The 21,063-nt window shown below is 60.9% G+C and carries 17 protein-coding genes; 11 read left to right on the forward strand and 6 right to left on the reverse strand.

Annotation, left to right across the window (positions count from 1 at the left end; genetic code table 11):
- Positions 1 to 316 precede the first annotated feature (316 nt).
- Positions 317 to 538: a hypothetical protein gene (locus tag Q4481_RS07850; RefSeq protein ID WP_304375775.1), complete on the forward strand. Its 222-nt coding sequence runs from the start codon at positions 317 to 319 to the stop codon at positions 536 to 538.
- Between the two features lie 36 nt (positions 539 to 574).
- Here Q4481_RS07850 and Q4481_RS07855 read toward each other — a convergent pair whose 3' ends face one another.
- On the reverse strand, positions 575 to 1,498 hold the full coding sequence (locus Q4481_RS07855; protein WP_304375776.1) for a DMT family transporter: 924 nt from the start codon (positions 1,496 to 1,498) through the stop codon (positions 575 to 577).
- Positions 1,499 to 1,682: 184 nt separating this feature from the next.
- On the opposite strand from Q4481_RS07855, the gene Q4481_RS07860 reads away from it, so the two are divergent.
- Positions 1,683 to 2,333, forward strand: a complete 651-nt coding sequence (locus Q4481_RS07860; RefSeq protein WP_304375777.1) for a hypothetical protein — start codon at positions 1,683 to 1,685, stop codon at positions 2,331 to 2,333.
- Here the strand turns inward: Q4481_RS07860 and Q4481_RS07865 are convergent.
- From Q4481_RS07865 to Q4481_RS07875, 3 genes are all read right to left on the reverse strand, one after another.
- Positions 2,323 to 3,285, reverse strand: a complete 963-nt coding sequence (locus Q4481_RS07865; RefSeq protein WP_304375778.1) for an ABC transporter permease — start codon at positions 3,283 to 3,285, stop codon at positions 2,323 to 2,325. The genes Q4481_RS07860 and Q4481_RS07865 overlap by 11 nt on opposite strands.
- A 1-nt stretch (position 3,286) precedes the next feature.
- On the reverse strand, positions 3,287 to 4,831 hold the full coding sequence (locus tag Q4481_RS07870) for a sugar ABC transporter ATP-binding protein (RefSeq protein ID WP_304375779.1): 1,545 nt from the start codon (positions 4,829 to 4,831) through the stop codon (positions 3,287 to 3,289).
- Between the two features lie 64 nt (positions 4,832 to 4,895).
- A complete protein-coding gene (locus Q4481_RS07875) occupies positions 4,896 to 5,834 on the reverse strand; it encodes a substrate-binding domain-containing protein (RefSeq protein ID WP_304375780.1) in 939 nt (312 codons plus the stop codon).
- A 190-nt stretch (positions 5,835 to 6,024) separates the two neighbouring features.
- Between Q4481_RS07875 and Q4481_RS07880 the strand changes: the two genes are divergently transcribed.
- Together Q4481_RS07880 and Q4481_RS07885 are read left to right on the forward strand one after the other, a co-directional pair.
- Positions 6,025 to 7,482: a xylulokinase gene (locus Q4481_RS07880; protein ID WP_304375781.1), complete on the forward strand. Its 1,458-nt coding sequence runs from the start codon at positions 6,025 to 6,027 to the stop codon at positions 7,480 to 7,482.
- A gap of 124 nt (positions 7,483 to 7,606) precedes the next feature.
- On the forward strand, positions 7,607 to 8,866 hold the full coding sequence (locus tag Q4481_RS07885) for a zinc metalloprotease (RefSeq protein ID WP_304375782.1): 1,260 nt from the start codon (positions 7,607 to 7,609) through the stop codon (positions 8,864 to 8,866).
- A 9-nt stretch (positions 8,867 to 8,875) separates the two neighbouring features.
- On the opposite strand, the gene xth is transcribed toward Q4481_RS07885, so the two are convergent.
- Positions 8,876 to 9,661 carry an exodeoxyribonuclease III gene (gene xth, locus Q4481_RS07890; RefSeq protein ID WP_304375783.1) on the reverse strand — a complete coding sequence of 262 codons (786 nt, stop codon included), beginning with the start codon at positions 9,659 to 9,661 and terminating at the stop codon, positions 8,876 to 8,878.
- Between the two features lie 210 nt (positions 9,662 to 9,871).
- On the opposite strand from xth, the gene Q4481_RS07895 reads away from it, so the two are divergent.
- Positions 9,872 to 11,356: a nucleobase:cation symporter-2 family protein gene (locus Q4481_RS07895; protein ID WP_304375784.1), complete on the forward strand. Its 1,485-nt coding sequence runs from the start codon at positions 9,872 to 9,874 to the stop codon at positions 11,354 to 11,356.
- 58 nt (positions 11,357 to 11,414) lie between these two features.
- Here the strand turns inward: Q4481_RS07895 and erpA are convergent, their stop codons facing one another.
- A complete protein-coding gene (erpA, locus tag Q4481_RS07900) occupies positions 11,415 to 11,744 on the reverse strand; it encodes an iron-sulfur cluster insertion protein ErpA (protein WP_304376077.1) in 330 nt (109 codons plus the stop codon).
- Positions 11,745 to 11,891: 147 nt separating this feature from the next.
- Here erpA and Q4481_RS07905 point away from each other — a divergent pair, with 147 nt between their 5' ends.
- The 6 genes from Q4481_RS07905 (at position 11,892) to scpB (ending at position 20,939) form a co-directional block, all read left to right on the forward strand.
- Positions 11,892 to 13,109, forward strand: coding sequence for a deoxyguanosinetriphosphate triphosphohydrolase (locus Q4481_RS07905; protein WP_304375785.1), 1,218 nt, complete (start codon positions 11,892 to 11,894; stop codon positions 13,107 to 13,109).
- A 66-nt stretch (positions 13,110 to 13,175) separates the two neighbouring features.
- Positions 13,176 to 14,933, forward strand: coding sequence for an arginine--tRNA ligase (argS, locus tag Q4481_RS07910; RefSeq protein ID WP_304375786.1), 1,758 nt, complete (start codon positions 13,176 to 13,178; stop codon positions 14,931 to 14,933).
- 66 nt (positions 14,934 to 14,999) lie between these two features.
- Positions 15,000 to 18,311 (forward strand): SPOR domain-containing protein, encoded by a 3,312-nt coding sequence (locus tag Q4481_RS07915; protein ID WP_304375787.1) that lies wholly within the window; start codon positions 15,000 to 15,002, stop codon positions 18,309 to 18,311.
- 69 nt (positions 18,312 to 18,380) lie between these two features.
- On the forward strand, positions 18,381 to 19,397 hold the full coding sequence (nagZ, locus tag Q4481_RS07920) for a beta-N-acetylhexosaminidase (RefSeq protein WP_304375788.1): 1,017 nt from the start codon (positions 18,381 to 18,383) through the stop codon (positions 19,395 to 19,397).
- Positions 19,398 to 19,405: 8 nt separating this feature from the next.
- Positions 19,406 to 20,257 carry a segregation and condensation protein A gene (locus tag Q4481_RS07925; protein WP_304375789.1) on the forward strand — a complete coding sequence of 284 codons (852 nt, stop codon included), beginning with the start codon at positions 19,406 to 19,408 and terminating at the stop codon, positions 20,255 to 20,257.
- Positions 20,250 to 20,939 (forward strand): SMC-Scp complex subunit ScpB, encoded by a 690-nt coding sequence (gene scpB / locus Q4481_RS07930; protein ID WP_304375790.1) that lies wholly within the window; start codon positions 20,250 to 20,252, stop codon positions 20,937 to 20,939. The genes Q4481_RS07925 and scpB overlap by 8 nt, the downstream gene beginning before the upstream one ends.
- The last annotated feature ends 124 nt before the right edge of the window (positions 20,940 to 21,063 follow it).

Here is a 21,063-nt window from a genome sequence, read left to right on the forward strand (position 1 = left end):
AATTTTTTCGATTGTTTTTTCAAGTTATTGTTTTTGTTTGCAAAATGCTTGGGATAATCCAGCGGAGGCGCCTTGTGACCGGATCATGGCTGCCAACTTGCGTGAGGATCGCGCCGAAAGGGAAGAATCTCCGGAACGGTGATGTTGAGGTTTAGGTCTGATCATCACTGACTGTTGAAAAATTTATCATTTGGATTGTCTTATTCATCGACGGTTCAAGAGTTTCGGTCTAATCTCCGCTCATATCGATTGATGCGATAGGCAGGTGAGCCTGCAAAAGGAATATCGGCAGCCCGGCTGCCCCGAGGATGCGTGAATGGAAAGTGTCGGAGAGTTTTTCAACGAATCTCTCGCCTTGAAGGAAGCGATTGTTGCAGCGTTGCAAACGGCAGGTCATCTGACGCGCGAGCAGTTGGTGGGCGGTGTCCTTGTGGCCCTGGAAACGGCACTCCTCCAGCTCGAAGACGAGGCAAGGATCATGGTGATTCCCGATCATTTCGGTGAGCAGCACCTCGATCGTATCGCTATCGCAAACTGATTGCCTTCGGGACCTGGTCAGTCCTTCCCCAGATACCTATTCGATCTCGCTCTTTGCTGCGGGAGAGGAGAGCGCTATCAAGCCGCCGGCGATGATGAGGACGGCACCGAAAACTGTCGTCACATGCGGCACTTCGGCAAAGAACAGGAAGCCCCAGAGCGGCGCCCAGATCAGGCCTGTATATTCGAATGAGGTGACGATCGAGGGTTTGGCGATCCGGTAGGCCTGGGTCAGCAGCATCATGCCGATCGCCGCAATCACGCCGCAGGAGGCCGTCAGCAGGAAATCGCTAAGAGTCGGCCAGGTCCAGGACCGGACAAGAAAGTTGATCGACGGGTGGGTGGCGTTTTCAAACCCGGCGAGATGAAAGCAAAGCGCCATCGCCAAGGCGCCGACGAGATAGACCCAGTTCTGGTAGAAGGCCATGACTGAGGCGCTCTCCTCGTTTCCAAGTTTGCGCGCCATCAGCATCGACGTGGCGTAGGTGGCGGCAGAGAAGAGCGTCAAAAGGGCCGCCGGTTCGAAAAGCCCGGCGCCCGGCCGGAGCATGACGATGACGCCGAGAAACCCGACAAGCACCGCGCCGATGCGCCGCCAGCCGATCGTTTCGCCAAACAGGGTGGCGCCGAGCGCCAGTGTGAAGAGCGGCACCGTAAAATACAGGGCCACGGCATCAGCCAGCGGCAGCGCCGGAAAGGCCATGTAGTAGGTCGTATAAGCCACCAGCATGATCAGCGATCGCAACACCAGCGGCCAGAAGTTTCTTGTGGCGATCGACCGGACGCCCGATTCGAGATGAACGGCAAGAAGCAGGATCGGGGTTGCCACCAGGCAGCGTGTGGAAACGACCTGCGTCAGCGGATAGGCGCCGGAAATGCCCTTGATGATCGCATCCTGCAGCGAAAAGACCAGAACGCCGAGGCAAAGCGAGAGGACGCCCAGTGCGGTCTTGTTCTGCATGCCGAATCCCCGATGATGGAAGCTGAGACTAGGCGATCGCCAGACCTCTGGATAGGCTGGCCGCGACATGGAGAATGTCCGCCGACGCCAGTCAATATTTTCGGGTGGATGCCGACCATCAGGAAAACCATAATCGGGTCGGAAGCAATTGCTGGGCTGGAGCCTGCGACGGAGTGATCATGCTATGAGACCGCGAAAGAACCGCGTGGATCCGTTCGGTGAACTCTTCGCCGCACCGGACAAGGGGCTCTTCCTCGGCAATCGTGGCGATCTCCATGATGCAGATGGGCGGCTGGGGCGTCGACGGTGTACAACCCGGGCCTGGATCTGCTGCAGCCTTGACCTGCGATCGTTCGGGCCGGTCAAATTCGACCAGCCGGGCCATTATTATCCGCTGTTCTTTCTCGATGAGGCGACGGCGTTGAGCGCCGGCCATCGGCCTTGCGCCCTCTGCCGCCGGCTTGACTGGCTCAGGTTCAAATCGGCATGGCGTCTGGCGATGTCGATGCCCCAGGATCGAGATCTGAAGGCAGACGATATCGATTGCGCCCTGCATGCCGAGCGACAGCCGGGAGCGCGGCGACATCTTCGGGCTGCATCACTGTTCGGTGACTTGCCGGATGGCGCCTTCTTCTCCGAAGACGAAGGCGTTGATCGTGCGATGCTCAAGCTCGGGCAGGGCGGCTTGCTCTGGTCCCCGTCCGGTTATGCATCCCGAAGGCCATTTGACGAGGCGCATCTTGTGCGGACAATCACGCCGCCATCGATGCTCAAGGTGCTTTCGGCAGGCTACCGTCCGGTGCTGCATCCATCGGCGGAAAACGTCAGGACCTGAGCTTGCTGATCGACGAGGAGGCGACCGCCGCCACGATAATCGAGCCGATGAGAATTTCCCGCACATAGGAATCGACGCTCATCTGGGTCAGGCCATTGTCGAGCACGCCCAGGATGAGCACGCCGAAGAAGGTCGCCGTCACATGTGGTTCGCCTTCCTCGCTCATCGTCATGCCGAGGAAGACGGCCGCGATCGCATCCAGCATCAGGCCCGATCCCTGCGTCGGATTGGCCGAGGCTACGCGGCTCGCATACATGAGCCCGGCGAGCGCGGCGCCGAGACCTGTCAGCCCGAAGGCGGTAAAGCGCACCAGCTTCACCTTCACGCCGGCCAGACGGGCCGCTTCCATGTTGCCGCCGATCGCATAGAGCCGGCGTCCATAGACCGTATGTTCCATCATCACCCAGACGATGAAGAGAACGATCAATGCCACGATGGTTAGAGACGGGAGAACGACCGCGTCCTCACCCAAGGTAAAGAGCGTGACCCCGCCGCGTGCAAAGCCGGAGAATTCGGACGGAATATCCTGACCGAAAATGGTTTTTCCTTCCGAAGCAAACAAGGCCAGGCCGCGATAGACCGTGAGCGTGCCGAGCGTGGCGACGAAGGGAAGAATGCCGAGATAGGAGACGAGCGCGCCGTTGATGAGGCCACCGGCGAGCCCGACCGCAAGCGCCAGGAGAATGCCGGCGACAAGCGGCATGTCGGCCTGGAAGGCAAGGGCTGCGGCGATGCCGGCAAGGCTAGCCATCGAACCGACCGACAGATCGAAATCGCCCATTGCCATCACGATCGTCATCGTGAAGGCGACAACGGCCAGCATGCTGACCTGCTGGGAAATATTGAGCCAGTTCCTGACCGTCATGAATGTGTCGGGAATGTTGATCCAGAAAAACAGGATCACGGCGACGATACCGATCAGGGTGCCGTATTTTCGGATGGTTCTGGCCAAGTCAGGCTCCAACGGTTCGGGGTTGGGCGTCGAGGTTGCCGTCGCCAAAGATCAGCGCCAGCAATTGCGCCTGATCGAGACCCGCGGTCTCGACGATCTCGGCGATCCGTCCGGCGCGCATGATCGCGATCCGGTCCGTCATGCCGATCAGTTCCGGCAGATCGGTCGATGCGAGAAGAATGCCGGCGCCGGCGGCGGAAAGCTCGCGCAGCAGGGTGTGGATATCGAATTTGGCTCCCACATCGACACCGCGGCTTGGCTCGTCCAGGAGAAGCATTTTCGGAGAGGCCAGCATCGCGCGGGCAAACACGACCTTCTGCTGGTTGCCGCCTGAAAGCTGGCGCACCGGCTGGTCGATACCGGCGGCCTTCAGGCGAACGCGTTTGCCGAGTTCGGCCGCACGGCTCTGCTCCAGCTTCCGCTTGCGGAAAATGCCGGCACGGGCAAGTGCCTTCAGATGCGGCAGGATGGTATTCTGCCCGATCGAGGCACCGGCCACGAGCCCTTCGCGCCGGCGCTCGCGCGGCACATAGGCAAAGCCCTCCTGCCAGCGACGGGCGGGATCGCCACGACCGAGTTTGCGGCCATCAAGGCGAATTTCGCCGGCGGTGATCGGCTCGGCGCCGATGAGAAGCTTCAGGAGTTCGTTCTGGCCGGCACCGGACAGGCCGGCAATGCCGAGGATCTCGCCGCGCCTTATGCTGAGATCGACCGTGTCAACCCCGGCACCGCTCAGGCCATGGATATCGAGTAAAGTCTCGGGCAGCGGCGATGCGAGCCGTTGCGGAAAGGCTTCGGCCAAGGTCCGGCCGGTCATCCATTCGATGATATCGGCCTTCGTCACATCCGCGATCGCTGCGGTCGATACTGTTTCGCCATCGCGCATCACCGTCACACGGTCGGCAATTCGCATGACCTCGTCCATCCGGTGCGAGACATAGAGAACGGCGCAGCCGCGTGCCTTGAGCCGGGCGATGATGGCAAACAGCCGTTCGGATTCGCTGTCGGTCAGCGCTGCCGTCGGTTCATCCATCACATAGATGCGGGCAGGGGCACCGTCATCGCCGAGAAAGGCGGCAGCGATCTTCACCAGCATCTGGTCGCCGGTCGCAAGCCGCGCCATCTTGAGAGACGGGTCGATATGATCGATCGAGAGTGCTGAAAGCGCTGCCCGGGCGCGGCGGTTGAGTTCGGGCCAATGCGCAAGCAGGCCGAACCGCTGCGGATAGGGGCGGCCGAGGAACAGGTTTTCGGCCACCGACAGATGCGGAATGACGCTGAGTTCCTGGTGGATGAAGCGGAAGCCGGCATGGTGGGATTGCGAGGGCGTCTGCAACGCCAAGGCTTGGCCATCGACCGCGATTTCGCCGGCATCGGCCGCGACAGCGCCGGCGAGGGTCTTGATCAGTGTCGATTTGCCGGCACCGTTTTCGCCCATCAGCGCATGGACTTCGCTCGAGAAGAGCTCAAGGCGTGCGCCACGCAAAGCCGGAACGCCCGCATAGCTTTTGCAGAGACCAGCAATCGACAGGGCAGGCGTCGTCATCTCGCATCCAATCAAACAAAAGGCATCGCAGTTGCCTGCGATGCCCCAGCGATTATCGTGTCGGTCAATCGTTGGCGTTGGCGGCGGTGATCAGCTTCGTCGGCACATAGATGACGCTCTGCTTGATCGTTTCGCCGGCGAGATGGCGCTTGACGGCATCTGCGGTGGCCTTGCCGATGCCCTTGAAATCCTGCGCCATCGAGGCTTCGAAATTGGTGCCCTTGGCGATGGCTTCGCGGGCCTGCGGGTTGGCGTCGATGCCGGTGATCACGATGCCTTCATTCTGACGGCCGGCGGCTTCGATGGCCTGAAGCGCGCCGAGCGCCGGCTGGTCCCAAGCAGCCCACACGGCGGCGATCGAACCCTTTTCCGGATGGGCGGCCAGAATTGCTTCCATCTTGGCGCGGGAATCGGCAATGCCGCCATCCTGCACGTCCGGCGTCACGCGCTCGAGCACCTTGATGTCGGGATTGTTCTTGAAGACGGCATCGGCGATCACGCCGCGGATCTGCACCGGCGGGAAGGGATCGAAGACGAACATCACGACATTGCCCTTGCCATTGATGCGGTTGGCAACATAGGCGGCCGTATCGGCGGCCATCGAATAGCCGTTGGAGGTGACGTTGGTCACGAGAAGCGGGCTAGCGCCGGCATCCATGCCGAAAACCGGGATCTTGGCAGCCTTGGCGGTTTCGAGACCGGCTGCGACCTGCGCCGGATCAACATTGATGACGATGGCATCGACCTTCTGGTTGGCGACATCCTCGATGCGGCTGATGGCTGCGGCTACGTCGCCCTTCGTGTCGATGACGTTGACGTCCCAGCCGTTGGTCTTGGCTTCGGCCTGGAAGGATTCGACATAGAACTGGGTGCCGGGCTGGGAAAGATAGGGCGTGATCACCGCAATCTTGCCGGCAGCTGCGGCTGCCGAAGCCATCAGCATGAGAGGGGTCGCGATCGAAAGCGCGCGGATCAGAGATTTTGCAAGGATGCCCTTGGCCATGGATGTCGTTCCCGTCTGTTTGATATATCTCTATGGGGACGGGACCCTAGCCGAGCTTCAGACCCATTTCAATAGAGCGTAAAGCGTGCTTTTTATTCAGCTATAAGCGTGATTGAAACGCGATCAGATGGAATCAGCGGGCCCGCGGCGCGGCGGCAAGCTCAGGCATGGTGTAAGAGGGGGAAACAGGATGATCGAACCCATGTTGATCGGTATCGATGTCGGAACCACAGCCGTCAAGGCGGCCCTTTTCGACAGCAAGGGGCATGCGGTCCGCCAGTTTGCCGAGAGCTATGCAACAGCGCATCTGCCGCCCAATCGCGTCGAGCAGCACCCGGAAGACTGGATGCGGCTGGTGCGTGATGCGCTGGCCCTGCTTTCGGATGGGTTGGCACCCGGCCAGGTCCGGGCAGTCGGACTCTGTTCGCATGCCAACAGCCACGTTTTTGTCGATTCCGACGGCAGACCGCTCGTTCCGGCGATCATCTGGCAGGATGGCCGCGCCGCTCCCGAAGCGCGCGAACTCGATGCGGAAATCGCTGCCGAAGAAAAGATCGGCTGGTGGGGTGCGCCCTTGCCGATCGATGCGAGCCACGTCCTCTCCCGCATGGCCTGGGTCAAGCGCCATCATCCGGAGATCTGGTCGGCGACCCGCTGGGTTCTGGCTCCAAAGGATTATTGCATCTACCACCTGACTGGAGAAATTGTTGCCGATCCGATGACGAGCTTCGGCATTCTCGATCAAGATCTGCAGCCAATCGGACGCCTGCTCGATCTGATTCCCGGAGCGCGCGAACGGCTGGCGCCCGTGATGCCAGTGTCGACTGTCGTCGGTGAGATCCGAGCCGGCCTGCCTTGCGCCGGCGTTCCGATGGTGGTTGGAACCATGGATGCCTGGTCGGGCCTGTTCGGAACCGGCACGCTTGCCGATGGCGAGGCGATGTATCTGAGCGGAACCAGCGAAATTATCGGCATCGTGTCGCCCGAGCGCAATCCGGTTCCCGGCGTGATCGCCTTTCCGACCATCGAGGGGATCACCATGCATGCCGGTCCGACCCAGGCGGGTGGGGCCTCGATTGCCTGGCTCGGCCATCTGCTCGGTCGGTCGCCGGCGGAACTGTCCGCCCTTGCCGAAACCACTGACCGAACCCGCCGCATGCCGATTTTCCTGCCGCATCTGCAGGGAGAGCGGGCACCGCTGTGGAACATCCATGCCCGTGCCTCCTTCTCCGGTATCGATTCCAGCATGGGACCGGCTGAATTCACGATCGCGGCGATGGAGGGGGTGGCCTATTCCGTGCGTTTGCTGGTCGAAAGCCTGGAAGGATCCGCAGACCGGGAGGTGCTGTTGTTCAATGCTGCCGGCGGTGGCATGGCGTCTGATATCTGGTGTCAGATCCGCGCCGATATTCTCGGCAAACCGGTGCGACGGCTGACCAATCTGGATGCCGGTGTGCTGGGAGCGGCCATCCTGGCCGGTACAGGCGCCGGCCAGTTCGGCTCGATTGCCGAGGCGGCCCAATCATTGGTCCGTACCGATTGCGTCTTTGAGCCCGATCCCGGCTATTCGGATCTCTATCAATACCGGTTTGGCAAGTATCTCGAACTTTATCGCAGCCTCGAGGAGTTCAACGCGACGCTCGCCTGATTGAGTTTTGACCCTGGAAACGTCCCGAATGTAGCCATGGTTAGAATTTTAGGCTTCCTGGCTGCGGCGCGTTAATCAGGTGAATGTAGGATCATGACGTTCCTGGCTGAAAGCGAGCTGCGTCATGTCTCTCTCTACCCCGGCGCTCATTCTGCTTGTCACCAATCTCGGTCTGATCTGGCTCCTGCTGGCCGCACCGATCGGCAAGCGGACCATTCGCGTCCGCCGCCTTTTCCGTGAAAAGCCGGAGCGCATCGGCGAGGCCATGCATCCGCTCGGCCGGGACGCGCTGTGGGACCCGCAGATTCTGTCGAGCCAACCGCTGAAGGAGCGCAACGGCATCGTGCAGACCTTCGCCCAGTCCGATCGTGATGGGCAGCCGATCGAACGACGATTGGCGCTCGATCCGGTCGACGGCGCCTGGACCATGGCCTATGAGGCGAGGGTGCTGGAGGATAGTGCGCTCGATCCCGCTTTCTGGAAGAATTATCGCGAATGCCGCAAGGTGCGCCCCGTTCCCGGAGGCACGGAACTGATCATCGAGCAGACAGACCAGTATCGCGGCCTCGCCATGCTGATCTTCCGCTTCTTTCAGCTCAGGCGGCAGTTCGATACGTTCGAAGCCTGGCTGACGACCGGCAAGGCGAGCCGGGTTACCGGTTTCGAGCGGCCGGCGATCCAGATCATGATGGCGGTCCTTTCGACCCTGATCCTCTGGCCCTTCTTTGGCCTGTCTCTGTCGGGACTGGCAATGTCCACGATGCTGACGCTGGTCATCGCCCTGCATGAGCTCGGCCATCTGGTGGCATACCGTGCCTTCGGGCACGAGACGGTCCGGATGATCTTCATTCCGCTCCTGGGTGGCGTTGCGATCGGCGGCAAGCCCTATTCGAGCCGTCTCGAAGTTGCGACCTGCGCCCTGATGGGCCCCGGACTTTCGGCCTTCTTCGTGCCGGTTCTGGTGGAAGCCCATGTGATCGGAACAGACGCCGGCGCGTCAGGTGCCTATAATGAGATCGTTCTGACCTTCCTGCTCATCATGGGTGGTTTCAACATTCTCAACATGCTTCCAATGTCGCGTTTCGATGGCGGCCAGGTTCTGCGCCAGGTCTTCGTGTCCAGAAATGCGCTGTTGTTCGGCACGTTCGTGGTCGCAGGCGCCATCATGCTCACCGGCTGGCGGATCGGCATTCCCTATCAGGCGCTATGCGGTGGCTTGGCGGTGATGGTTCTTCTGAGCATGACCAACCAGGTTGGCGTCAAGCCGCGACGGGAACTGTTGCCGATCGGCGGCGGCGAGCGGCTTTTTGTGCTGTTCGGTTATTATGCTGCGCTCGTCATCCACGCCTATGGGCTGATCTATGCCGCAGATCACCTGTTCTGAGCCTTAACGTCAGAAATTGAAGTAGCCTGCCACCGGCACATGGTCGGAGGGCTTTTCCCAGCCGCGTACATCCTTCTCGACCGCCGTTCCGGTGAGACGGTCGGCCGCTTCGGGTGACAGGAGCAGATGATCGATCCGGATGCCCCAGTTCTTCTGCCAGGAACCGGCTTGGTAATCCCAGAACGTGTAGAGCGGCACATCATCCGCCGTTGCCCGCACGGCATCGGTAAGGCCGAGATTTTCCAGCCGGCGGAAAGCCTGCCGGGTCTGGGGCAGAAACAGTGCATCCTTGGCCCAGACGGTCGGGTCCCAGCAATCATGCGGTTCCGGGATCACGTTGTAATCGCCGGCAAGCACGAGCGGCTCTTCGAGCGCCAGCCGGTCGCGGGCGAAGGCCTCGAGACGCGCCATCCAGGCAAGTTTGTAGGGATATTTGACCGGGTCATCGGCCGGATTGCCGTTCGGCAGATAGATCGAGCAGACGCGGATCTTGCCCGGTTCCACCGAAAAGACTGCCTCCATAAAGCGGGCCTGTTCGTCGGCCTCGTCGCCCGGCAGACCGCGATTGACCGCATCCGGCTTCAATTTCGACAGGATGGCGACGCCGTTGAAGCTCTTCTGGCCATGGGTTTCGACATGGTAGCCGAGAGCTTCGATCTCAAGCCGCGGAAAGGCATCGTCCTGGCATTTGATTTCCTGCAGGCAGACGATATCCGGCGACGATTGCTTGAGCCACGCAACGAGATTTTCGATGCGGGCCCTGACGCCGTTGATGTTCCAGGTCGCGATTTTCATGGCTTGTCCGATTTGGCTTTGTCGCATCGTTCTAACGAAGGGCTGCGGCAAAGGCCACCCTTATTCCATTCGGCGTCAGGCGAACCGAATCCCGTTTGACAATTGGCGCTTGTGCCGTGATCTTGGACCTCGTGGTGTACCTGGGTATAGGGGAGGAAGGTGTGCTGCCAGAAAAGGCGCTGCATGACGCTGCGCCAGAGAGGGGACAAAATGACAGAAACAACCGTCCATCCGGTCGATGAAGTTCTTCCGGTTCCACGCCTCGCCGCCCTGGGGCTGCAGCATGTTCTCGTGATGTATGCCGGCGCCATCGCCGTTCCGCTGATCATCGGCCGCGCTCTGAAACTTCCTCCCGAGGATGTTGCCTTCCTCATCTCCGCCGATCTTTTTGCCTGCGGCATCGTCAGCATCATCCAGTCGCTGGGTGTCACGCAATGGTTCGGCGTCCGTCTGCCCGTCATGATGGGCGTTACCTTTGCCTCGGTCGGGCCGATGCTCTCGATGGCCGGTTCGGCACCAGGTGCCGATGGGGCACGCCTGATCTTCGGCTCGATCATCGGTGCGGGTATCGTCGCGATGTTGATTGCGCCGATCGTCTCACGCCTGTTGCGGTTCTTTCCGCCCGTCGTCACCGGCACGATCATTCTGGTGATCGGTGTGACGCTCATGCGCATCGGCATCAACTGGATTTTCGGCAATCCTGTCGGTCCGACAGCACCGATGGTGGTCGATCCGACCCATTTGAAATGGCTTGAGGATGTCAAGGCACTTGGAAGCGCCGTGCCCGTCATGCCCGAAAAGCTCGGCCTCAACCCCGGCATGCCGAACCCGCTTTATGCGCCGGTCTCGGGCATTGCCGTGGCGGCTTCGGTTCTCGTCGTCATCCTGCTGATCGCGCGGTTCGCGAAGGGCTTTATTGCTAATGTCTCGGTCCTGCTCGGCATCGTCTTCGGCGGCATCGTCGCGGCGACCTTTGGCATGATGTCGTTCGACAAGGTTGCAAATGCCCCGTGGTTTGCCCTGATCACACCGTTCCATTTCGGCCTGCCGATTTTCGATCCGGTGCTGATCCTCACCATGTCGATCGTCATGATCGTCGTCATGATCGAATCGACCGGCATGTTCCTGGCGCTCGGCGAGATGACGGGACGCAAGGTCAGCCGCGAGGCGCTCTCCGCAGGCCTGCGCACCGACGGTCTCGGGACACTCATCGGCGGCATCTTCAACACGTTCCCTTATACGAGCTTCTCGCAGAATGTCGGTCTTGTCGGTGTCACGGGGGTGCGTTCGCGCTTCGTCTGCGCGGCCGGCGGCGTGATCCTCGTCATTCTCGGGCTGTTGCCGAAAATGTCGGCGCTGATCGAGTCGCTGCCGACCTTTGTGCTCGGCGGTGCCGGCCTTGTCATGTTCGGCATGGTCGCCGCCACCGGCATCCGCATCCTGTCGGGCGTGGATTTCAAGGCCAGTCGCAATAATCTCTTCATTGTCGCGATTTCACTGGGTCTCGGCATGATCCCGTTGGTGGCGCCGAACTTCAAACAATGGATGCCGCACGGAATTCATCCGCTGATCGATTCCGGTATCCTGCTCGCCTCGATCGGTGCGGTCGCCCTCAACCTGTTCTTCAATGGTGCCGGTGCAGCCGATGAAGCAGGCGTCAAGGATGCCGCGATGGCTGCGGATGGCGGTCACTGAAACAAAACCCGCCCATCGCAGGATGGGCGGGTTTCCTGAATCAGTTTCTCAACTTCGCTCAGATGGCAAAACTCGTGCCGCATCCGCAACTTGCGACCGCATTCGGATTCTTGATCTGAAAGGACTGGCCGAGGAGATTGTCGACGAAATCGATCTCGGATCCTTCCATGTAAACCAGCGACATGGAATCGATCACGATGCGGGCATCATCCCGTTCGAGCACGATGTCGTCGGCCTCGTTGCCGGCCACGAGATCGAATTTGTAGGAGAAGCCCGAACAGCCGCCGCCTTCGACGGAGACGCGCAAGGCGTCTTTGCTCGGGTCTTTTGCGAGAATCTTGGCGATTCGCTTGGCCGCGGCAGCGGTCATGGTCACCGTTTCGGTCATGTTCATCCTCTCCATCCGGTTTCAAGGGCCGTTGAGCGGTAAAAATCATTGCTTTGCACCGGCGCTGGCGTTGTCACGCTTTCATTGCCGGAAGCCTATAGGTATGAAGGCAGTCAATCTTCGTCAATGGGGTGGAAGCGTCCGGGAATGGCAATCGACAGGCAGGCATTGGGTTTCGGCGATAGTGCAAGAGCAGTTTATGCTGCCGATCCGTGGAACTCGCGCGGGCGGCTTTATCCGGAATCCTTGAGCCCGACCCGATCCGATTTCCAGCGCGATCGCGACCGTATCGTCCACACCACCGCCTTCCGCCGTCTCAAGCACAAGACGCAGGTCTTCATCGCCCAGGATGGCGATCATTACCGCACCCGACTGACCCACACGATTGAGGTGGCACAGGTGGCACGCGCCCTGGCACGCGCGCTCAGGCTGGACGAGGATCTCGCCGAGGGCGTGGCGCTCGTGCATGATTTCGGCCATACGCCCTTTGGCCATACGGGCGAGGATGCGCTCCATGCCGTGCTCGAACCCTATGGCGGCTTCGATCACAATGCGCAGTCGCTTCGGATCGTCACCAAGCTCGAGCGCCGCTATGCCGAATTCGACGGGCTCAACCTGACCTGGGAAAGCCTCGAGGGGCTGGTCAAGCACAATGGCCCTCTGATCGGGCCGAACGGCGAGGGCACCCGTGGACCGGTGCCGCAGCCCATTCTCGACTATTGCGCGCTCCATGATCTCGAACTGGCGACCCATGCCAGCCTCGAGGCGCAGGTGGCCGCAATCGCCGATGATATTGCCTACAACACCCACGATATCGATGATGGTCTTCGCTCGGGCTACCTCAACTTCGAGATACTGGAAGAGGTGCCGTTTCTCGCGGGACTAATGCGAGAGGTGCGCGACCGCTATCCGAACCTTGAGGACAGCCGTTTCACCCACGAGATCATGCGCCGCCAGATCACCCGCATGGTGGAGGATGTGATCTCCGTGGCACAAGCCAATCTCCGCGATCTCAAGCCCGACAGTGCGGATGCTGTCCGCCATGCCGGCAAGACGATCGCAGGATTTTCCGATGAAATGCAGGCAACCGACAAGGCGATCAAGAAACTGCTGTTCAGCCGCATCTACCGCCATCCGGAAATCATGCGTATCCGGGCAGGGGCCGCCAGGATCGTCACCGATCTCTACCAGGCCTTCATGGACCGGCCGCGCGAGATGCAGAGCCACTATTGGTATGGGCAGATCGAATCCATGCCCGAGCAGGTCAAGGCTCGGCATGTGGCCGATTACCTGGCTGGCATGACCGACACCTATGCGATCGCCGCCCACAGGCGTTTGTTTGACGATACACCCGATTTGCGTTAGGGCACGGCCCGAAACGAGAACCGACACCGCAAGGAACGGCATTCCGTGCGGCGAAAGGAATGGCAGATGAATCTCTTTACGGATTTCGAGAACCGGCTGAAGCATATCCTCCTCGAGCAGGTCATCCCGGCTGACAAGCGGGACGGCGCGGATCTCGGCCGCGTTGTCGTCGAACCGCCGCGCGATGCCGCCCATGGCGATATCGCCACCAATGCCGCCATGGTTCTCTCCAAGCATATGGGGCTGGCGCCGCGTGCGCTCGCCGACCAGATCATCGAAGCGTTGAAATCCGATCCCGACATTGCCGATGTGTCCGTCGCCGGTCCGGGCTTCATCAATATCCGGCTTGCCGGTCCCTATTGGCGCCGACTGCTGGCTGCCGCCATTCGTGCCGGCGAAGGTTTTGGCCGTTCTCAGCTCGGCGAAAACCGCAAGATCAATGTCGAATATGTCTCGGCCAACCCGACCGGCCCGATGCATGTCGGCCATTGCCGCGGGGCCGTTGTCGGCGATACGCTTGCCAATCTGCTCGCCTTTGCCGGCTATGATGTCATCAAGGAGTATTACATCAACGATGCCGGATCGCAGATCGACGTACTCGCGCGCTCCGTCTTCCTGCGCTATCGCCAGGCGCTCGGCGAAACGATCGGCGACATTCCGGAAGGCCTCTATCCGGGCGATTACCTGATCCCGGTCGGTGAGGCGCTGAAGACCGAATTCGGCAGCAAGCTGCGCGGCATGACCGAAGCGGAATGGATGCCGATCATCCGCGATCGGGCGATCGATGCGATGATGGTGATGATCCGCCAGGATCTGGCGGCGCTGAACGTGCACCATGACGTCTTCTATTCAGAGCGCACGCTTCATGATGCCAATGCCGGCAAGATCCTGAATGCCATCAACGATCTGACCTACAAGGGTCATGTCTATCGCGGCACGCTGCCGCCGCCGAAGGGCCAGTTGCCGGAAGATTGGGAAGATCGCGAACAGATCCTGTTCCGCTCCACCGATGTCGGCGATGATATCGACCGTCCGCTCGTCAAGTCGGACGGCAGCTACACCTATTTTGCCGCCGACGTCGCCTATTTCAAGGACAAGTTCGATCGTGGCTTCAACCAGATGATCTATGTGCTGGGTGCCGACCATGGCGGCTATGTCAAACGGCTGGAGGCGGTAGCCAAGGCCATTTCCGGCGGCTCGGCCAAGCTGACCGTGCTTCTGTGCCAGCTCGTCAAGCTCTACCGCAACGGCGAACCGGTGAAGATGTCGAAGCGGTCCGGCAACTTCGTTACCCTGCGCGACGTGGTCGATGAGGTCGGATCGGATCCGGTCCGCTTCATGATGATCTATCGCAAGAATTCAGAACCGCTCGATTTCGATTTCGCCAAGGTGACCGAACAGTCCAAGGATAATCCGGTCTTCTACGTGCAATATGCCCATGCGCGCTGCATGTCGGTGTTCCGGCAGGCAAGGGAGGCCTTCCCGGATCTCGACATCGACAACGAAACGCTGGCTGCTGGCGCCGAGGCCGGAATCGTCGATCCGAGCGAATGGCAGCTGGTCGCGAAACTGGCTGAATATCCGAGAGTCGTCGAATCCGCGGCCCAGTCTATGGAACCGCACCGAATCGCGTATTATCTCCACGAATTGGCGAGCGCCTACAACGCACACTACAACAAAGGTCGGGATATTCCCGACTTACGATTTGTTAATGATAAAAATAGAGAATTAACGGTGGCCAGGCTTGGTTTGGTGCGCGCGGTCGCTACGGTGCTGAAATCCGGATTGTCAATAACCGGAACGTCGGCGCCTGACGAAATGTAAGCGCTGTCACCATTTGCCCACAATGCTCTGGCAGGTGAGCCTTACGGGCGTAGGTGAGTGGTGAGTATGGCAGATAAGCAGCTTTTGCTTAAAGACGAAGATCTTTTCCTGTCGGATGATGATCCGCTGGCGGAGCTTGCGCGCATTGTCGGATATGATCCGCAGCGGGATGCGCCCAAGGCGGCCGCCGCGGCAAGGCGTGAGCCTGAGTTCGATCTTGAAAACGAGCTGTTGAAGGAGTTCGAGCTTTACGAGGCTCCGGATGCGGTTGCTGCACTGGAGCCTGTGAACGAGCCCGTTGCTGCCGCACCCGCTCCTCAGCCGGTTGCCATCAAGGAAGAGGCGACGGCAATCGTTGCCGAACCGCCGCGTCGTCCCGCCTCGCATCCGGTCTTTGATCTCGAAGACGAGATCATGCGCGAATTTGCAATTTTCGATGCCCGGCGCGGTTCGCCTGCGCCAAAAGCAGAGCCGGTCCTTCTCGATCCCTCGCCGGTAGAGCCGGTGGCGGCGGTCGAGCTCGCGCCTTCCGTGCATGCGCCGCAGGAAGAGCCGCTCTACGAACAGGCTGTGGACGCGCCGGTCGACTCTGAGATTTCGGCTTCCTGGTATTCGGAAGATGCGACGCCTGTATCGGAAGACGAAGAGCCGGTAGCCGTTGAGCGCGAAGAACCGCTTGCGGTGGATGACGATTATTGGGCCGATCTGATCGCCGATGATCTTGCTAACGTGCATCTCGAAGATCTTGAGCCGCATGCAGCCGAGGCTGCTCCGGTGATTGTCGAGGACGTGCCTGCAGTCGAGATCGAGACTGCTCCGGCGGCAGATCTTATCGCTGCGCCTGCCGTCGAAGTGGCGCAAGAAGTACCGTCCAGCGAAAGCCTTGTCGCCGAGCCTGTTGATGCGCTTCTGGATGCCGAACGCGAACTGGATCTGCTGCTCGCCGATCCCGAGCCGGTGAGCCAGCCTGCGGCCCCGTCTGCTGTCGATGTAGCCCCGCAAGCTCCGGAAGTTCCCTTGTTTCCGTCGGTCGAACCCGTTGCCGCGAGCGCAACGGACGTCGCGCCTGCTGTCGAGGCCGCGACTGTACCCGAGCCGTCGCCGGAAATCCGTACGCCCGTCGCAAAGCCCAGCATTGATGCCGATCTCGATGATCTGCTTGCCGATGTTGCGCGCTTCCCGGTTTCCGAAAGCCCGCTCCGCGAGATGCCGCCGAAGGGTCGCCGTAGTCTTGCGACGCCTGTCGCGCCCGGCGCTCAAAAGGCCGAGCCTGTCCTGTCGTTCGACAAGGTTGCTCCGCTGGCAGCTCCCGCCGCCATTGCTGCCGCAGCGGTAGAGACGCCGGCCCGGATGCCTGAACCCGAGATGAAGGCTGCGTTTGAAGCTCCGGCGCCCCGATCTTTTGAGCCGCCGGTAGTCGCGGCAGCGGTGCCGGTTGCGCCAATGCCCGTGCAGAAGGTGCCAGACGTTCAGTCGCCGGTCAGCCAGGCGCAGCCCGTCGAGCATATCGAAGACAACGATATCTTTGATGATGCCAATCTCGATTTCGATTTTGGCGATCTTGATTTCGAAGATTTCGAACTGGAACTCTCCGGTGCTGTCGCGGAGGTGAATTCCAATGCTTCCAGCCGCAGCGCGCCAAGCCCGGTAACCGCGTCCAGGGATTCGCTGCAGGCGTTGGAAAGTGCTGTTGTGGTTCCTGAACCCGTGCGCGAGCCCGTCCATGCTGTCGCGCAGGAAGCCATTCGTCGTGGCGACGAGGGCGTGGCGGATTATTCGGCGCTTCCGTTCGATTCGACCCAGATCGTCGGCGAAGAAGACGAACTGGAAGTGCTGGCCGACATCGACGTTCCGGATGTGCATGTCGAGGTGGAAACGCCGTTCGAACCGGACACCAACGATTATGACCTCGATGTCGATGCGGAAATGGCGCAACTCTTTGCCGCGACTTCCAATGCCACCGGCTCGGTTGCTGCCGCCCGCAATGCCAAGGCACCGCTGCGCTCGGGTGAGGCCTGGGATAGCGCCAACGCCAAAGGCGCACCCCGCGAAGCCGCAACGCTTGAATTCGACGAATTCGAAAAGGCACTTGAAGAAGATTTCCGCCGTTCGCTCTCCGAGAATCGGTTGCCGGAAGGGGACGATATCGGTGTTCTGCCGCCGAGCTACGAGCCGGAAAGCCGGCCGAGTTCCAGCCGCAAGCCCTGGCTGATGGCGACTGCCGCCGGCGTCGTTCTGTTGCTCGGCGCGGCAGGCGGTTACGCCTGGCTTTCGGGCAGCACGTCGCTTTCGACCACGTCCGGCGAGCCGCGCGTCATTCTCGCCGACAAGGAACCGGTGAAGGTCGTTCCCGACAACAAGGGTGGCAAGACCGTGCCGAACCAGGACAAGGCGGTCTATGATCGCGTGTCCGGCGCCACGACCAACGAACCGCAACAGCAGAATCTCGTCACCTCCAAGGAAGAGCCGGTTGACGTTGTCCAGAAGACGCTGATGCCGGAAAACATGCCGATGGATGAGGATGTGCCCGGCACCGAAACGCAGGATACATCCGATCCGCGGCTGTTGCCCGAGGAGACGGCAGACAATGTCTCGACCGCCAACAAGGCGCTGACCGGCGTTTCGCCGCGCAAGGTCCGCACCATGGTGGTGAAAGCCGATGGCACGCTGGTTCCGCGCGAGGAGATCGAGGAGACCGCCCCGCTCAAGACGAATGAAGCGGATGCCGCAGCTGCCGAGAAGGGCGACCGTGCCCTTAAGGTCGACCCGGCGGAAGAGGTGACGGACCGTCTGCCTGCCGCCGACGCGACGGCTGCTGCGCAGCCCGAAGCCAAGCCTGAGGAGACTGCCGCCGAACAGCCGGTTGCCGAGCAGCCTGCCGTTCCCGCCGATGCCGATGTCGCCGCTCTCGAAAAGGCCGCCGATGCGACGGTTGACGAGGCGCCCGCCGTCAAGTCGGTCAAGACCGTCAAGGTTGAAGAGGCCGCGCCGTTGCCGGAGGCCCGTCCGGTGGAACAGCCGGTCAATGTCGTCGCCAAGGTGACCGAGAACGGCAATGTCGAACAGCCGGCAGCAGTGGACCAGCAGGCTGCGGTTGCCCAGGAAAACCAGCCAGCGGCAACGCCGTTGAAGCCAGGAACCTATGTGATCCAGATCGCCTCGCTTCCGTCTGAAGCCGAAGCGCAGAAGTCCTACGCCAAGTTGTCGTCGCGTTTTGGCAGCGTCATCGGTGGACGCGGCGTCGACATCAAGAAGGCGCAGATCGAAGGGAAGGGCACCTATTACCGCGTGCGCATTCCTGCCGGCAGCAAGGAAGAGGCTCAGGCGCTTTGCAGTCGCTATAAATCCGCCGGCGGCAGTTGCCTGGTTTCCCGGTAACCGAAAAACTCTCATCAAAGGGCAGCGAAAGCTGCCCTTTCACTCTCTTGCCTGCAGGACAGGTCTTCCATGCGTGAATCAAAAGCAGTCATCTTCGGCCTTGGTGGCCTGGTTCCCACGCGCGAGGAGATCGCTTTCTTTCGCGACCAGCGCCCATGGGGTTACATCCTCTTTGCCCGCAACCTGAAGGAAGCGGAGCAGATTTCCGATCTCGTTGCGACATTGAAGGATATCTCCGGCGGTGACAGCGTGCCGGTGCTGATCGATCAGGAAGGTGGTCGTGTTCAGCGTATCCGCGAGCCGCTTTGCCCGCGTTATCCTTCCGGTGCCGATCTGGGTGCCATCTGGAAGGCTGACCGAGAAAAGGGAAAGCGCGCCGCCTGGCTGATGAGCCGCCTGCATGCTTTCGATCTGTTGAAGTTCGGCATCAATGTCGATTGCTTGCCGGTGCTCGATGTCCCGGTTGAAGGCGCCAATGACGTGATCGGCAATCGCGCTTACGGTAAGGAACCCGTGATCGTCAGCGAAATGGGCCGCGCGGCCGCCGAAGGGTTGAAGGCTGGCGGCGTATTGCTGGTGATGAAGCATATTCCGGGGCACGGTCGCGGCATGGCCGACTCGCATCTCGCGCTGCCGGTCGTCGAAACACCGCTCGCCGAACTCGAGGCCCATGATTTTCCGCCGTTCAAGGCGCTTGCCAACGAATTGATGGCGATGAGCGCCCATGTGGTCTACACTGCCATCGATCCTGATCGGCCTGCGACGACGTCGGCAAAAGTGATTTCCGACATCATCCGCGGCCAGATCGGCTTCAAGGGGCTTCTGATGTCGGACGACGTGTCGATGAATGCGCTGGCAGGAACCATTTCGGAACGGGCAAAGGCGATTGCAGCTAACGGCTGCGATGTCATTCTCCATTGCAACGGCCTCATGGAGGAAATGATCGCGGTTGCCGGACAGGCTCCAGTTCTGGCGGGAGAAAGCCTGATCCGCGCCCAGCGCGTGGAGGCGGCCTTCGGCGTCCCCGACACATCCGACGAGGCTGCGGTTCGGGCCGAATTCGCCTCGCTTCTGCCGATGGTCTAGGAGGGCTGGTGGCGCAAGGCAGCACAAATCCACCGCCCGCATCGCTTGAGGCGCTCTGGTCGGACGCCGCAGATCGCAGCGTCGACGAGCCTGCGCTGCTGATCGATGTCGACGGGTTTGAAGGTCCGCTCGATCTTCTGCTGCATCTTGCCCGCACCCAGAAGGTCGATCTGTCGCGCATTTCCGTTCTGGCGCTTGCAGAACAGTATATCGGCTTCATCGAGCAGGCGCGGCGTGTCCGGCTCGAACTTGCCGCCGATTATCTCGTCATGGCAGCCTGGCTCGCCTATCTCAAATCGCGCCTGCTCATTCCGCAGGCGGCCAAGGACGAGGGGCCGAGCGGTGAAGAAATGGCCGCGCAACTGGCGTTCCGGCTGCGCAGGCTGGAAGCGATCCGAGATGCGGCCGGACGACTCGTCAATCGCGACCGGCTCGGACGCGATTTTTTCGCGCGCGGTGCGCCGGAGATCATCCCCGAAACCACGCGCTCGAAGTTCGAGGCTTCGCTCTATGATCTCTTGGGCGCCTATGCGTCGCTTAGACAGCGCCAGGCCGTCTCCAATGTCACGATTGCGCGCCGGCGGGTCTGGTCGCTTTCCGAAGCACGGGTGATCCTGGCGCGTCTCGTCGGTTCGGTCGACCAATGGACCACGCTCGACCAGTTCCTGCTCCGCTATTTGTCCGATCCGAACGAACGCCCGACGGCGATTGCCAGCTCTTTTGCCGCGACACTCGAACTCGTGCGCGAAGGCCGGCTCGAAATCCGTCAGGAAGGCGCGTTTTCAGCTATTTACATGCGCAGCGGCCCGCGACCGTTAACCGACAAGGAAATCGAGGCGATGGAGGCGGGCGATGACTGATATCGACAGGATCGAAGAGCCCGGTCCGCTTCTCGATATGGAGGCTGCTCGGATCGTCGAGGCGCTGATCTTTGCGTCTGCCGCACCGGTGTCGGAAAGCTATCTCGCCGATCGTCTCCCGTCTGGCACCGATCTCCGCGCCATTCTCAGCGCTCTGAAACAATCCTATGCCACGCGTGGTGTCGTGCTCGTCAATCTCGACGGCCATTGGGCGTTCCGCACGGCGTCCGATCTCTCCTTCGTGCTGCGGAGGGACCAGAACGAAACGCGCAAATTGTCGCGGGCCGCACTCGAGGTGCTGGCGATCATCGCCTATCACCAGCCGGTGACGCGGGCGGAGATCGAGGATATTCGCGGCGTGCAGACATCGAAGGGGACCCTCGACGTTTTGCTCGAAGCCGGCTGGGTGCGGTTTCGCGGCCGGCGTCGGTCGCCTGGCCGACCGGTCACCTTCGGCACGACGCGGGATTTTCTCGACCATTTCGGGCTGGAGGATGTTCGCGACCTGCCTGGGATCGAGGAACTGAAGGCGGCCGGATTGCTGACGGGACGCATTCCGCAAGGTCTGACGGTACCGGTTCCGCGCGGCGACGATGACGCCGATTCCGACGAGGATCCGATCACCCAGCTCGACCTCGAAGAACTGGGCCTCTTGACTCCGGGTGGTGAAGCGGATGAATAGCGTCATCTTTTGATGGCGGACGCAGCATCGGGCCAAGGCAAGAGCAATTGCGAGCAGATTTACCAAAAACAGGTTCAGCTACCGAGGGTGATCGCGCGAGACCAGGTCCCCGCCGTACGGCGGG

Origin of the sequence: Fluviirhizobium alvei (assembly GCF_030551875.1) — a bacterium.
Taxonomy (GTDB): Bacteria; Pseudomonadota; Alphaproteobacteria; order Rhizobiales; family Rhizobiaceae; genus Rhizobium_E; species Rhizobium_E alvei.